This is a genomic window from Mechercharimyces sp. CAU 1602, from assembly GCF_024753565.1.
GTDB lineage: Bacteria > Bacillota > Bacilli > Thermoactinomycetales > JANTPT01 > Mechercharimyces.
This window is the reverse complement of sequence record NZ_JANTPT010000001.1, coordinates 2,063,197-2,077,104: the sequence shown is the minus strand read 5'-3', so window position 1 is coordinate 2,077,104 and position 13,908 is coordinate 2,063,197. Positions and strand designations below refer to the sequence as shown.

13 protein-coding genes and 1 riboswitch are annotated in these 13,908 nt (G+C 46.8%); all 13 genes read left to right on the top strand.

Features of this window, described 5'->3' with window-relative positions; genetic code table 11:
- The first annotated feature begins 43 nt into the window (after nt 1-43).
- The 13 genes from NXZ84_RS10610 to purN all read left to right on the top strand — a co-directional run bounded on the left by NXZ84_RS10610 (nt 44) and on the right by purN (nt 13,868).
- Nucleotides 44-1,342, top strand: coding sequence for a S8 family peptidase (locus NXZ84_RS10610; RefSeq protein WP_258840227.1), 1,299 nt, complete (start codon nt 44-46; stop codon nt 1,340-1,342).
- 142 nt (nt 1,343-1,484) lie between these two features.
- Entirely contained in the window at nt 1,485-1,961 is a 477-nt protein-coding gene (locus NXZ84_RS10605) for a nucleoside deaminase (protein WP_258840226.1), read from the top strand.
- A 324-nt stretch (nt 1,962-2,285) separates the two neighbouring features.
- Nucleotides 2,286-3,530, top strand: a complete 1,245-nt coding sequence (locus NXZ84_RS10600) for a dicarboxylate/amino acid:cation symporter (protein WP_258840225.1) — start codon at nt 2,286-2,288, stop codon at nt 3,528-3,530.
- A gap of 196 nt (nt 3,531-3,726) precedes the next feature.
- A riboswitch (purine riboswitch) is annotated at nt 3,727-3,828 on the top strand.
- Between the two features lie 88 nt (nt 3,829-3,916).
- Nucleotides 3,917-4,408, top strand: coding sequence for a 5-(carboxyamino)imidazole ribonucleotide mutase (gene purE / locus NXZ84_RS10595; RefSeq protein ID WP_258840224.1), 492 nt, complete (start codon nt 3,917-3,919; stop codon nt 4,406-4,408).
- Nucleotides 4,405-5,580: a 5-(carboxyamino)imidazole ribonucleotide synthase gene (gene purK, locus NXZ84_RS10590; protein ID WP_258840223.1), complete on the top strand. Its 1,176-nt coding sequence runs from the start codon at nt 4,405-4,407 to the stop codon at nt 5,578-5,580. The genes purE and purK overlap by 4 nt, the downstream gene beginning before the upstream one ends.
- 53 nt (nt 5,581-5,633) lie before the next feature.
- Nucleotides 5,634-6,929, top strand: a complete 1,296-nt coding sequence (purB, locus tag NXZ84_RS10585; RefSeq protein ID WP_258840222.1) for an adenylosuccinate lyase — start codon at nt 5,634-5,636, stop codon at nt 6,927-6,929.
- A 37-nt stretch (nt 6,930-6,966) separates the two neighbouring features.
- Complete coding sequence (purC, locus tag NXZ84_RS10580) at nt 6,967-7,677, top strand: phosphoribosylaminoimidazolesuccinocarboxamide synthase (protein ID WP_258840221.1); 711 nt, start codon at nt 6,967-6,969, stop codon at nt 7,675-7,677.
- A complete protein-coding gene (gene purS, locus NXZ84_RS10575; protein ID WP_258840220.1) occupies nt 7,677-7,943 on the top strand; it encodes a phosphoribosylformylglycinamidine synthase subunit PurS in 267 nt (88 codons plus the stop codon). The genes purC and purS overlap by 1 nt, the downstream gene beginning before the upstream one ends.
- Nucleotides 7,928-8,611: a phosphoribosylformylglycinamidine synthase subunit PurQ gene (purQ, locus tag NXZ84_RS10570; protein WP_258840219.1), complete on the top strand. Its 684-nt coding sequence runs from the start codon at nt 7,928-7,930 to the stop codon at nt 8,609-8,611. The genes purS and purQ overlap by 16 nt, the downstream gene beginning before the upstream one ends.
- Nucleotides 8,612-8,624: 13 nt before the next feature.
- Nucleotides 8,625-10,868 carry a phosphoribosylformylglycinamidine synthase subunit PurL gene (purL, locus tag NXZ84_RS10565; protein ID WP_258840396.1) on the top strand — a complete coding sequence of 748 codons (2,244 nt, stop codon included), beginning with the start codon at nt 8,625-8,627 and terminating at the stop codon, nt 10,866-10,868.
- On the top strand, nt 10,838-12,253 hold the full coding sequence (gene purF, locus NXZ84_RS10560) for an amidophosphoribosyltransferase (protein WP_258840218.1): 1,416 nt from the start codon (nt 10,838-10,840) through the stop codon (nt 12,251-12,253). Before purL ends, purF begins: the two co-directional genes overlap by 31 nt.
- A complete protein-coding gene (purM, locus tag NXZ84_RS10555) occupies nt 12,250-13,275 on the top strand; it encodes a phosphoribosylformylglycinamidine cyclo-ligase (protein WP_258840217.1) in 1,026 nt (341 codons plus the stop codon). The genes purF and purM overlap by 4 nt, the downstream gene beginning before the upstream one ends.
- Entirely contained in the window at nt 13,275-13,868 is a 594-nt protein-coding gene (gene purN, locus NXZ84_RS10550; RefSeq protein ID WP_258840216.1) for a phosphoribosylglycinamide formyltransferase, read from the top strand. The genes purM and purN overlap by 1 nt, the downstream gene beginning before the upstream one ends.
- The last annotated feature ends 40 nt before the right edge of the window (nt 13,869-13,908 follow it).

Below are 13,908 nucleotides of genomic sequence, written 5' to 3'. Positions count from 1 at the left end.
GAATTAATATCCAATTAAAATAATAAGTAAAGGGGGGAATCGTATGGGTCTTGGAAAGAAGGTATGGTTTGAGGAGGCAGGCTCGCGTCTTGATCCCGAATTGCGCGGTAAATTGATGGAGCAGCGCCAGCAACACCATCAGCACAAGTCTACCGATGATACCGTCCCTGTTATAGTGCAATTATCGCAGAAGGGCGATCCACAAGAGGTCAAGAAAATATGCCAAGGGGATCAGTGTAATCGATTGGAAAAAGAACTGCCTCTTATTTCTAGTCTCTCCGGTCGGATGGAACCTTCGACTATTCGTCGATTGACAGAACATGAAGGGGTAAATCGGATCTATTATGATCGCGAGGTGCATGCTCTTCTAGATGTGGCTTCAAAAACAATTGGTTCTTATCAATTGCAAAAAGCAGAATCCCTAAGTGGTAAAGGGGTGACGATTGCGATCGTCGATACGGGTATTCATCCGCATGCTGATTTGGTACAACCAACATCACGAATTCTCGATTTTGTTGATCTGGTCAACGGAGAGAGCGAACCTTACGATGATCAAGGTCATGGAACTCATTGTGCGGGTGATGCAGCAGGGAACGGCTTTGATTCGGAAGAATTATATTGTTCGCCTGCGCCTGAGGCGTCATTGATCGGGATTAAAGTGCTTGATGGTAATGGAAGTGGTCGTCTTTCGACTGTTATTAAAGGAGTGGAGTGGTGTGTAGAGAATCGTGAGAAGCATGATATCCGTGTGATTTCTATGTCTTTAGGTGCGAACGCGTATGAAACGTACCGTGAAGATCCGCTAGCACAAGCGGTAGAGATAGCTTGGCACCATGGAATGGTGGTATGTGCAGCGGCAGGTAACTCAGGGCCATATCCAGGAACAATCAGTACGCCGGGTATAGATCCTGTTATTATTACTGTTGGTTCTACCGATGATTTTGATACCCCGGAAAGGTCGGATGATGAAAGGGCGTCGTATTCGAGTCGTGGACCGACGATTGATTGGTTGGTAAAGCCAGATATTTACGTTCCAGGTACAGACATCGTCTCTCTGTCTGCACCGGACTCCGCTATCGAAAAGCAACTGCCGGAAAATCGTGTGGGTAAGACCTATATTCGCCTTTCTGGAACCTCGATGGCAACTCCGATCTGTGCAGGTGTGATTGCCTTGATGTTGGAGGCTAATTCATATTTGAGTCCAAATGATGTAAAGACGATTTTAAAGAGCAGTGCCCAACATATGGAGGGTTGTCAAGCAGGTTATATCGATGCACAGGCGGCGGTTGCGCTTGCAAAAAAATATTTAACTTTTCAGGAACCGGCCGTGCCTGCAACGTAAATAATAAGGAAACCACCCGCACAGGGTGGTTTTTAAGTTTACATCGTTAGCGAACAGATGGCTAAAAGGTATAGTTCTGCTCATGTGGTGTGCATCCATATACTTATACATAATGTACATAAGTGTGCGGGAAGTTGAGGGGATGAGAGTGGATGTACACACGTATATGCGCTATGTACTATATTTAGCTACAACCAACGTGGAGTGTGGAATGGGGGGAGGACCTTTTGCTGCGATCATTGTTCAGTTTGGAAAAGTGATAGGAGTAGGATGTAATCGAGTGGTGGGTTGTACGGATCCAACAGCTCACGCTGAAATTATGGCAATTCGTGATGCTTGTTGTCGCACCCGTTCCTTTCGGTTACCACATAGTATACTATTTGCTAGCAGTGAACCGTGCCCGATGTGTCTAGGGGCAATCTATTGGGCTGGAATTCCTGTCGTTTATTATGCAGCCTCAACAGCAGAAGTAGATGGTTATGGTTTTGCTGATCGGTATATATATAGACAAGTCTGCTTGCCCTTGCCATTACGCGATGTGAAAATGACCCATGTGACGATGCCAGAGCAAGCCCTCCCCTTTATACGTTGGCAATTACGGGGTGGGACGGGTTATTGATGAGCCATAGTGATTCTTCTTCATTAATGGATTGTGAAAGTGATCTCAGTGAAAGTGATGGGCTACTTTTTTTGTGAAGTGGCGCATATAGTTTGAATAGAGGCCATGCTGATCACGACACTTCCTATCACCCTTTTGCATTGTGAAAGGTTAGTGATAAATATGGTAAAATATCTTCAAAAAAGAAAAGTTATGACATCTTAATGAATAATTCCTTCGTATATGGTATAATGATGTCAGATTTTTCTCTTACTCTAGCATAGAACGAAGCTAGGTTGACAGAACCGGGTATGGCGCAACCTTTAAAGAGAGAGGAGTTAGAAAATGAGCTTAACTAAGAAGATCTTGCTGGGGATTGTTTTAGGTCTTATCACGGGTATTGTTTTAAATATTTGGTTTCCAGATGCATTTGAGTATTTGAATTCCTACCTATTCAATCCGGTCAGTGAGCTATTTATCAAAGCAATTAAGATGATCGTAGTACCTTTGGTCTTTTTCTCCCTCACCTTAGGGGCAGCTAGTATTGCTGATCCGAAGAAGTTGGGTCGAATCGGTGGAAAAACGATTGGGCTCTATTTAGCCACCACCGCCATTGCTATCTCGATCGCCTTGTTGGTAGCTAATGTGATCCAACCAGGTAACTCGATAACAATGGAAAAAGCAAAAGAGATTAGTGTTGATAAGACGGTGGAGGAAGCGCCTCCTGTCGTTGATACGCTTTTAAACATCATACCAACCAATCCCTTGGGAGCAATGGCAGAAGGACAGATGTTACAAATCATCTTCTTTGCCCTTGTCTTCGGGATTGCAATGGCCTTCTTGGGTAGTAAAGTAGATACCGTACGCACGGTTATCGACCAGGGTAATCAGATCATGTTGAAGTTGGTAGACTTTTTGATGATCATCGTCCCTTATGCCGCATTTGCCTTGATTGCGCGGGCAGTGGGTGCTTCAGGAATTGAGATGCTAGGTGCGATGGCTTGGTACATGTTCGCAGTGGTACTGGCACTGATACTGCATGCAACCATTACCTATAGTAGCTTTTTGGTTCTCTTTGCAAAAATGAATCCGTTTACATTTTTCAAAAAAATTGCTCCAGCGATGGAAGTTGCTTTTACTACTAGTAGTAGTGCGGCGACATTACCTGTGACGATGGAGCGGGTGGAAAACGGATTAAAAGTACCGAAACAGGTGAGTAGCTTCGTCCTTCCACTGGGTGCGACGATTAATATGGATGGTACCGCTATTATGCAGGGGTGTGCAGCTTTATTTATTGCTCAATTATATGGAATTGATCTGGGCTTAACGGAGCAGCTCACCATCATCTTAACGGCGACGATGGCGTCAATTGGGACTGCGGCTGTACCGGGTGTGGGGCTAATTACCCTGGCGCTGGTTCTTGAGTCAGTCGGTCTCCCTGTTGCTGGAATCGGTATTGTGATGGGGGTAGATCGCCTCTTAGATATGAGCCGGACGGCGATCAATATCACAGGCGATTCCATGTGTGCGGCAGTAGTTGCACGTGGTGAAGCGAAGCATGAAGAAAAGTTGGTGCAAAAAAGCGCTTAGCGGGCTATTGTAAAGAGTAGAGAAAAGATGAGTTTGTAACGATAGGAGATCACTCCCGAATATGGGAGTGATCTCTTTTTACGAACGATTTTAGAATGGATAAATATAATCGTTCGTATTTTATTGACAGCATTAGGGGAGCACGGTACACTGAAGGAGAAGAAGACGGGATCATACAGTATCACCTACTTGAACGAAATATGTGTTTGGTTTTTCTCATATATGCTTAGGGATAGGGCCTAGGCGTTTCTACCAGGTAACCGTAAATTACCGGACTATGAGGAGAGCCTGCCCTTCGGTATGTCCGATTTGCAGGTTTCCTTTCCGGAAATCCTGTAGGTCGGACTTTTTATATAGAAATTATTTGCTGAAAGGTTGGGTGGATAATGACGGAACAGCCACTGGTGGCGGTTGTTATGGGGAGTAAGTCGGATTGGCCAACGATGCAACACGCGTGTGAAGTATTAACAGAACTAGAAATACCCCATCGAAGACAGGTGGTGTCAGCGCATCGCACGCCAGATGAAATGTTCTGCTTTGCAGAAGGAGCGATGGAACAGGGTTTAGAGGTAATTATTGCTGGAGCTGGAGGAGCGGCTCATTTGCCAGGGATGGTTGCTGCTAAGACAGTCTTGCCGGTCATTGGGGTTCCTATTCGTTCATCGCAGCTGAACGGCTTGGATTCACTTCTCTCGATCGTGCAAATGCCCGGAGGCGTCCCAGTTGCGACAACAGCGATCGGGGAAGCGGGAGCTACTAATGCGGGCTTATTAGCGGCGCAAATATTGGGTTTAAAGTTCCCAGAAATACGTCAACGTCTGCAACAAAGGCGAAATGAGATCCGTCAGCAAGTAATAGAAACGAGTGAGCAGGTATGATACTACATCATCAATCAGGTAGGGTTGTTCCGCCAGGGTCGACGGTAGGGATGATTGGCGGTGGACAGTTAGGACGTATGATGATATTAGAAGGGCGGAAAATGGGTTACCGCTTTATCGTGTGGGATCAGGTAGCAGATAGTCCAGCAGCGCAGGTGGCGGATAAGGAGATTGTAGCCGATTATAGTGATCGCAAGGCAGCATCTTCTTTAGCTAAAGCGTGTGATGTGGTAACGTACGAGTTTGAAAATGTGGATCCAGCGTGCTTAAGATTGTTAGAGCAAGAAGGTGTGATGCCTCAACCAACCCATTTATTAGAGTTGACACGCCATCGTGTTTCAGAGAAGAAGGCATTGAAAGCTGCGGGTATTCCAGTAGCCCCATTTCGCATCGTACATCAAAAGCATGAACTAGCAACGGCTCTTAGCGAATTGGGTACCCCTGCTGTACTGAAGACCGCGACGGGTGGCTATGATGGAAAGGGCCAATCTATCTTGCATACAGAAGAAGACGTGTCTGCGGCTTGGTCAGCTGTGGGTCAAGATGGAGAAGCGTTTGTTTTGGAGAAATTTATTCCATTTGCATGTGAGCTGTCAGTTATTATTGCACGGAGTACGAGCGGTGAGGTACGCACGTTTCCTTTAGCTGAAAATGTACACCGCAATCATGTGTTGCATCAAACGATTGTGCCGGCGAGAGTATCGGATGAAGTTGCTCGTGAAGCGGAGCGTGTTGCAAGATTAGTAGTGGAATCGCTACCGGTTATCGGATTAATTGCGGTCGAAATGTTTCTTACCGCCACAGGTGAAATCATCGTAAATGAGCTGGCCCCTCGTCCACATAATTCAGGTCATTTTACTTACGAAGCTTGTGTCACCTCGCAATTTGAGCAACATCTACGAGCGGTATGTGGGCTACCGCTAGGAAGTACGCGTTTGCTCAGTCCAGTGGTGATGGTAAACCTCTTAGGAGATGATTTGCACCTGTTAGAACGACAGCTACCCTACCTTCCCGACAGTGTGAAAGTGCATATCTATGGCAAACATGAGGTGAAAGCGGGACGAAAGATGGGGCACCTTTGTATTGTGGACGAGAGCATAACCCGTGCTCTTGCTCAGGCGGAACGGATTGGAATGTGGGAGCAAAAACAGGTGGAAGCCGCTCCATCGTAAGGTGAAAAAGTAGGGTTTGGTTTGTAACGAGATGCCATAAGGAGTTGGAGTTTATGATCAAGCGTTATACCCGCAAAGAGATGGAGCAAGTTTGGAATGAAGAGAGTCGATTTCAAAGCTGGCTAGAAGTAGAAATTGCAGCATGTGAAGCATGGGCGGAACTAGGTGTGATCCCTCCGGAAGATGTGGAAAAGATTCGTGCTCACGCCCGTTTTGATGTGCAGCGTATTTACGAGATTGAGGAAGAGACACGTCACGATGTGGTCGCTTTCACCCGCGCTGTCGCGGAAAGCTTAGGTGAAGAGTCAAAGTGGGTGCATTATGGTCTTACTTCGACGGATGTGGTGGACACAGCCCTCTCTTTCACCTTAAAGCAAGCGAATGAGATTTTAGCAGATGATATTGCTCATCTTCTGGATGTATTGAAGGAGAAGGCGTTGCTTCATAAAGAGACGGTGATGATGGGGCGTACGCACGGTGTTCATGCAGAGCCGACCACGTTTGGATTGAAGATGGCACTCTGGTATGAAGAGATGAAGAGGCATCAGGAGCGGTTTACACGGGCAGCTGAAACAGTCCGTTTTGGTAAGATTTCTGGTGCAGTAGGAACGTACGCTAACATCGATCCCGCAGTAGAGGTCGCGGTTTGTCGCCGTCTGGGGTTGGAACCGGCACCGATTTCTACACAAACGCTACAACGTGATCGCCACGCAGATTATATGAGTACGTTAGCTTTGATTGCCAGCTCCTTAGAGAAGTTTGCTGTTGAAATACGTGGTTTACAAAAAAGTGAGATGCGTGAGGTGGAAGAGTCATTTAAAAAAGGGCAGAAAGGATCATCGGCGATGCCACATAAGCGCAATCCCGTTGGCTCGGAAAATATAAGCGGGTTGGCGCGTGTGTTGCGAGGGCATATGCTTACGGCTTATGAAAATATCCCTTTATGGCATGAAAGAGATATTTCACACTCCTCGGCGGAGCGTATCATTTTACCCGATGCGACGACATTGCTTAACTATATGCTCCGCCGCTTTGCGGGTATCATTGAGGAGTTGACGGTGTTCCCAGAGAATATGAAGCGCAATATGGAGCGCACGTATGGGTTAATCTATTCTCAGCGGGTGCTCCTCACCTTGATCGACCAGGGAATGAAGCGTGAAGAAGCATATGATCGTGTACAGCGCTTGGCGATGCAGGCGTGGGAAGAGCAAATCCCTTTTCGCACACTTGTTGCAAACGATGAGTTCATTCAACAGAAGCTAACATTGACTCAGATCGAGGAATGTTTTGATTATCGCTATCATTTACAACATGTAGATACGATTTTTAATAAAATCGGATTACGATAAAGATATAGCAAGATTCTGGGGGAGAGGGGAATAACGAATGAAGCGACAGGCGCTCTTATATGAAGGAAAAGCGAAAAAAGTATATGAAACTGACCAGACTGACTTGGTGTGGATTACCTATAAAGATGAGGCCACAGCTTTTAACGGAGAGAAATATGCTCAGCTCCAAGGAAAAGGTGAGTTGACCAATCAGCTTAGCAGTTTTTTCTTTCATCATCTCGCTGAACATGGAATTCCGAACCACTGGGTAGAGATGTTATCACCTACAGAACAGTTGGTGCGTCGTGTAACGATTATCCCGCTTGAAGTGGTGGTGCGCAATCGCGTTGCCGGTTCACTAGCAAGGCGATTGGGAATTTCGGAAGGGACGGAACTTCCGCATCCGGTGGTAGAATTTTATTATAAGAGCGATGAGCTGGGCGATCCCCTGTTAACGGAAGATCATATTGCGGTTATGAGCTTAGCAACCCCACAGCAGGTGGTAGAGATGAGAGAGATGGCTTTGGAAGTGAACCGAGCATTGAGGCGTTTATTCCAGGCTAATCAGTTACAGTTAGTAGATATGAAATTAGAATTTGGAGTAAAAGAGGGTCGATTGTTGCTCGCCGATGAGATCTCACCGGATACTTGTCGATTATGGGATATGAACACAGGCAAGAAGTTAGATAAGGATCGTTTTCGTCAAGATTTAGGAGATGTTCTGGAAGCGTATCGTGAGGTATTTAAGCGTGTAGGGGGAGAGAGCTGATGATGAAAGTAACGATTCATATTCGCCTAAAAGAAAGTGTACTAGACCCACAAGGGAATGCGACCAAAGGAGCGCTGCATTCGCTTGGATTTACCGAAGTACAAGGGGTGCGCATGGGAAAAACGATTGAAGTGTGGCTTGATACCTCCCATCGTACTGAAGCTGAAGCGCAAGCACAATCGATGTGTGAGAAATTGCTTGCCAATCCAGTGATTGAGGAGTATTCATTCCATATTGAGGAGGAAGCTACATGCGTTTTGCCGTAATCGTCTTCCCAGGTTCTAATTGTGATATGGATTGTGTGCATGCGGTAAAAGATGTGACAGGGGATTTAGTAGAGTTGGTTTGGCATCAAGAATCGGATCTGTCGTCTTATGATGCAATCATCCTTCCTGGCGGCTTCTCATATGGAGATTATCTTCGTACAGGTGCGCTCGCACGCTTTTCTCCTGTGATGAAAGCGGTAAGTGAAGCGGCAGAAGCAGGGAAATGGGTTTTAGGAATCTGTAATGGTTTTCAAATATTATTGGAGGCGGGTCTGCTACCAGGGGCGATGCGACTTAATGATCATTTGCAGTTTCGCTGTGATGAAGTTGTGGTGCGGGTAGAAAATAACTCGACCCCGTTCACGCGACTGTATGCTCCATATGAACGTATTCATCTCCCCATCGCACACCGGGAAGGTAATTACTACTGTGATGATAAAGTTTTAGCCTCTTTACTCAAACATGATCAGATTGTTTTCCGCTATGATGAAGAAAATCCTAATGGATCAGTCGCTGATATTGCGGGGATTGTGAATGAACGTGGGAATGTATTAGGTATGATGCCTCATCCAGAGCGCGCGATGCATGAGTGGATGGGCTCTATTGCAGGTAGGAAACTCTTTCAATCTATTATCCAGGAATGGAAGGAGCGTGACGGGGTTGCCTAATACAGTAGACACGATGAATCAGATACCGAGCGCAGAAGAGATCCGTATCCATCGGTTGTATCGGGAATTGGGATTGACCGATGACGAATATCAGCTGGTGATTGGACATATGGACAGACTTCCTAATTGGACGGAAATAAGCGTGTATAGTGTTATGTGGTCAGAGCATTGTAGTTATAAAAACTCGAAGCCCCTTTTGCGACGCTTTCCCACTACAGGTCCACATATTCTGCAAGGCCCAGGTGAGGGTGCAGGTGTGATCGACATCGGTGATGGTGAGGCGGTGGTGTTTAAAATCGAAAGCCATAACCATCCTTCCGCAATTGAACCTTTTCAGGGAGCGGCAACTGGTGTAGGTGGAATTATTCGTGATGTGTTTTCGATGGGCGCGCGTCCCGTGGCTCTACTAAATGCGTTACGTTTTGGAACGATCGATCAGTCGCGAGTACGCTATCTTTTTGAAAATGTAGTTGCAGGGATTGCTCATTATGGCAATGTGATGGGGATTCCGACGGTGGGTGGCGAAACGGTTTTTGATGGTCGCTATGAGGAGAATCCATTGGTAAACGCAATGTGCGTAGGTGTGTTACAGCATGGTGATTTGCAAAAGGGGATAGCGGTGGGAGAAGGTAATCCAGTCATCTATGTGGGAGCGAGTACAGGTCGAGATGGGATTCATGGAGCAACTTTTGCATCAGAAGAATTAAGTGATGCTTCTCAAGAAAAACGTCCCGCTGTTCAAGTGGGTGATCCCTTTATGGAAAAATTACTACTGGAAGCGTGTTTAGAATTGGTAGAAGCAGGAGTCTTATTAGGTATTCAGGATATGGGTGCCGCGGGCTTAACCTGCTCTAGTGCGGAAATGGCGGCGAAGGGCGGAACGGGACTAGAGTTGAACCTGGATGCTGTTCCACAACGAGAGACAGGTATGTTGCCTTACGAGATTTTGCTGTCAGAGTCACAAGAACGGATGTTGTTGGTGGTTGAAAAGGGACAAGAGGAACAAGTAGAACAAGTTTTTTCTAAGTGGGGATTATCTTCAGCAGTAATTGGACGGGTAAGTGGTGATGGTCGCTATCGCATTTTTCATCAGGGCGAAGTGGTTGCGGATATTCCTGTTACGACACTGGTTGACGATGCTCCCGTATATGAGCGCGATGAAACGAAACTAGCTCCATATCCGGTACAAAAAGAAAATACTTGGGCATCGGAACTTTTTCTCACCCCTCCTGAAGTTGCACTTAAAAATTTACTCTCTTCTCCCAATATAGCGAGCAAGGGTTGGGTTTATCGTCAGTACGATCATACAGTGCGTGCTAGTACAGCAGTGAAGCCTGGTTCGGATGCGGCTGTCATTCATCTGCGCGGTAGCAATAAAGCATTAGCGATGAGTACAGATGGAAATGGACGTTATGTTTACCTGGATCCTGTGCAGGGAGGGGCGATTGCTGTAGCGGAAGCGGCACGCAATGTGGTATGCGCCGGTGCACGTCCACTGGGAGTAACTGATTGCCTCAATTTTGGAAATCCGGAAAAGGATATGATCTACCAACAATTATCTCTGGCGATCACAGGGATGAGTGATGCTTGTCGTGTTCTGCAAACACCTGTTATCGGTGGTAATGTAAGCTTATACAATGAAAGTAAGGGGCATGCGATTTACCCTACACCCATTGTGGGAATGGTGGGGCTTATAGAGAATGTGCAACATGTAACGACACTTGCGTTTAAAGAAGAGGGAGAGCTCGTGTTTCTACTGGGCGAAACGTTGGATGAGCTGGGTGGAAGTGAGTGGCAACAGTTGGTACAGGGAGAAGTGAGTGGCCGTCCTCCCCACATTGATTTAGATAACGAGAGACGCTTGCAAGAGACGGTGTACACTGCTATTACAGCAGGTTGGATAACGGCGGCTCATGATCTAGCGGAAGGGGGCTTGGCCGTCGCCTTGGCGGAATGCTGCATGGCAGGAGGATATGGGGTACATGTGAAGATAAAATCTCCCTTGCGCCCCAATAGCTTATTATTTAGTGAAAGTCAATCGAGAGTGTTGGTGAGCATCCCGCAGGAGTACAAAGAGAAGCTGGAGCAATTGGCACTTACACAAGGGGTGCCGCTCGCCTGTCTCGGAGAAGTTACACAGGATAATCTTCAGATTGAAGTAAATGAACAGGAAGTCATTCATGTGAAAGTGTCTGAGTTGACCCACATCTGGGAGGGGGCGATTCCATGCGCGATGAATTCATCTTCGACGAGTTAAATGAGGAGTGCGGCATATTTGGAGTATGGGGACATATAGATGCTGCTCACCTCAGTTATTATGGTTTGCATGCGTTGCAACACCGGGGGCAAGAAAGCGCAGGTATCGTTACAAGTGACCATGGTCAGTTTCGCGTCCATCGCGGTATGGGTTTGGTAACGGAAGTATTTGATGATACGGCCATGGAGGGATTGATCGGTTCGGTCGCGATTGGTCATGTTCGTTATTCAACGACAGGAGAAAGTTCGCTTGCCAATGTACAACCGCTTGTCTTTCGACGTGAAGATGGACCGATTGCCTTGGCGACGAACGGCAATTTGGTTAACGCGGATCGTTTGCGGCGTGAGTTGGAAGGGTCAGGCTCTATCTTTCAAACGACAACAGATACGGAAGTGATTGCTCACCTGATTGCCCGTTCGCGCGAGACGACTTTGGAAGGGCGGGTAAAAGATACACTTAATCGTCTGACGGGTGCTTACGCTATCATCATTATGGCAGGCGAGAAATTAATAGTGGCTCAAGACCCGCATGGATTGCGCCCGTTATCACTTGGATTACTGGGAGATGCCTATGTTTTTGCCTCTGAAACATGTGCGTTTGATACTGTTGGAGCAACGTATGTTCGAGAGGTAGGTCCAGGCGAGATGCTCATTGTGGATAGCACAGGAATTCGCAATGAACGGTTTGCGCCAGCGGCTCGGCGGGCTGTCTGTTCTTTTGAGTATATCTACTTTGCGCGTCCAGATAGCGATATAGAAGGGATTAATGTCCATCTGGCTCGCAAGCGTTTAGGTCGTCAACTAGCTTTGGAAGCAACAGTAGAAGCAGATGTGGTGACGGGGGTGCCTGATTCTAGCACTTCGGCAGCTATTGGCTATGCGGAAGCGACGGGGATTCCGTATGAAATGGGCCTTATCAAAAATCGATATGTTGGTCGCACATTCATACAACCAAGTCAGGAACTGCGAGAACAGGGAGTAAAGATGAAGCTAAGTGCTGTGCGTAAAGTAGTGGAGGGAAAAAGGGTGGTCATGGTAGATGACTCCTTGGTACGGGGAACGACTAGTCGTCGAATCGTAAAAATGTTAAAAGATGCTGGAGCTCGTGAAGTGCATGTACGGATTAGTTCTCCTCCTGTTCGCTATTCTTGTTTTTATGGGATTGACACTGCTGACCGCGAGCAACTTATTGCCGCTAGCCACTCGGTGGAAGAGATTCGTGAGCTGATTGGAGCAGATTCTCTCCAATTCTTAAGTGAAGAGAGTATGATTTCTGCTATTGGACGACAAAGTGAGGAGCCTCACTGTGGTCACTGCTTAGCATGTTTTAATGGTAAGTACCCGACTCAGATCGAATCGGTTTATGCGCTGGAGGGGAAACGATGAGCAAAGCCTACAAAGAAGCAGGGGTAGATATTGAAGCCGGTAATGAGACAGTACAGCGGATTCAAGCTCATGTTCAACGGACTAGACGGACTGAAGTAATGGGTTTGCTCGGTGGATTTGGGGGATTATTTGATCTGGGTGCGGGAGGTTGGCATCACCCCGTGCTGGTTTCTGCCACCGATGGGGTGGGCACAAAGTTAAAGATTGCGCTCACGCTAGATCGGCACGATACCATCGGAATTGATTGTGTGGCTATGTGTGTAAATGACATCGTAGTGCAAGGAGCTGAGCCACTCTTTTTCCTTGACTATATTTCTACTGGAAAGTTAAATCCTGAGCAAGCAGAGCAGATTGTAAAAGGAATCGCAGATGGATGCGAAGAAGCGGGTTGTGCTCTGATAGGGGGAGAAACAGCCGAGATGCCGGGAATGTATCCTTCTGGTGAGTATGATGTCGCTGGGTTTGCTGTTGGAGCGGTGGAAAAAACGAAGCTGGTGACAGGAGATTCGATTAAACCAGGTGATGTGTTGTTAGGATTAGCTTCGGAGGGCTTACACAGCAATGGGTACTCATTGGTGCGCAAAGTGTTGTTGGAACAGGATCCCTCTCGCTTAGAGCGTGATTCTCTACTCGCTGAGGAGCTGTTGCAACCGACACGTATCTATGTACGCTCATTGCTCGGTCTACAACAAGCAGGTTGGTTAAAAGGTGCTGCTCATATTACTGGGGGAGGATTAGTAGAGAATATTCCTCGTATGTTGCCAAATGGTTTGTGTGCAGAACTGGATGGGGTTACATGGAAACTACCCGATATTTTTGATAGAGTACAGCGTGAAGGAAAGATTGCACAGGCAGATATGATTCGCACTTTTAATATGGGAGTAGGTATGGTGATCTGCGTTGCGGCTAATTTAGCTGAAGAAGTGAGTGCCTATTTAGAAGAAAGAGGAGAGAGAGTATATCAGGTAGGTCGGGTGATAGAGGGGGATACGAGGTTTAGTTGGAAAGGAGAGCTGTTGTAATGAGCATTGCTGTATTTGCCTCAGGGAGTGGCTCTAACTTTGAAGCGATTGTACTTCATGCGCGCGCAGAAGGTTGGTTACATGAGGTTTCGCTACTGGTATGTGATCGTCCGCAGGCGGGAGCATTAAAGCGAGCAGAGCAACTAGGAATTAAAAGTTTTGTCTTTGTACCACGCTCATACGAGACAAAAGCGAAGTACGAGCAAGATGTATTAGCGCTACTACAGAAGCATAAGGTGGAATGGGTTGTGCTGGCAGGATATATGCGTCTACTCGGTCCTACGTTACTTCAGCCTTACTGGGGTAAAGTGATTAACATCCATCCCTCCCTTCTTCCTCATTTCCCAGGAAAGGATGCGATCGGGCAGGCGCTAGAAGCGGACGCATCTTTTACTGGAGTAACCGTTCATTTTGTTGATGAAGGGATGGACACGGGTCAAGTTATTCAACAAGAAAGAGTAGAAATAAGAGCAGGTGAGAGCCGCGCAGAGCTGACTGCTAAAATTCAAACAGTGGAGCATCGTCTCTATCCCCAGGTGGTGCGTGATGTGATTGAGGGTAGGGTGTCATTACACCAGAGAGTGAAGCAGTAATCAGGACAGCTTACGTATATTAATACGAGTGATCATAGTT

Coding starts and splice junctions, on each gene's coding strand:
- NXZ84_RS10610 (WP_258840227.1), top strand. CDS start 44: ATGGGTCTTGGAAAGAAGGTATGGTTTGAGGAGGCAGGCTCGCGTCTT.
- NXZ84_RS10605 (WP_258840226.1), top strand. CDS start 1,485: ATGAGAGTGGATGTACACACGTATATGCGCTATGTACTATATTTAGCT.
- NXZ84_RS10600 (WP_258840225.1), top strand. CDS start 2,286: ATGAGCTTAACTAAGAAGATCTTGCTGGGGATTGTTTTAGGTCTTATC.
- purE (WP_258840224.1), top strand. CDS start 3,917: ATGACGGAACAGCCACTGGTGGCGGTTGTTATGGGGAGTAAGTCGGAT.
- purK (WP_258840223.1), top strand. CDS start 4,405: ATGATACTACATCATCAATCAGGTAGGGTTGTTCCGCCAGGGTCGACG.
- purB (WP_258840222.1), top strand. CDS start 5,634: ATGATCAAGCGTTATACCCGCAAAGAGATGGAGCAAGTTTGGAATGAA.
- purC (WP_258840221.1), top strand. CDS start 6,967: ATGAAGCGACAGGCGCTCTTATATGAAGGAAAAGCGAAAAAAGTATAT.
- purS (WP_258840220.1), top strand. CDS start 7,677: ATGATGAAAGTAACGATTCATATTCGCCTAAAAGAAAGTGTACTAGAC.
- purQ (WP_258840219.1), top strand. CDS start 7,928: ATGCGTTTTGCCGTAATCGTCTTCCCAGGTTCTAATTGTGATATGGAT.
- purL (WP_258840396.1), top strand. CDS start 8,625: ATGAATCAGATACCGAGCGCAGAAGAGATCCGTATCCATCGGTTGTAT.
- purF (WP_258840218.1), top strand. CDS start 10,838: ATGCGCGATGAATTCATCTTCGACGAGTTAAATGAGGAGTGCGGCATA.
- purM (WP_258840217.1), top strand. CDS start 12,250: ATGAGCAAAGCCTACAAAGAAGCAGGGGTAGATATTGAAGCCGGTAAT.
- purN (WP_258840216.1), top strand. CDS start 13,275: ATGAGCATTGCTGTATTTGCCTCAGGGAGTGGCTCTAACTTTGAAGCG.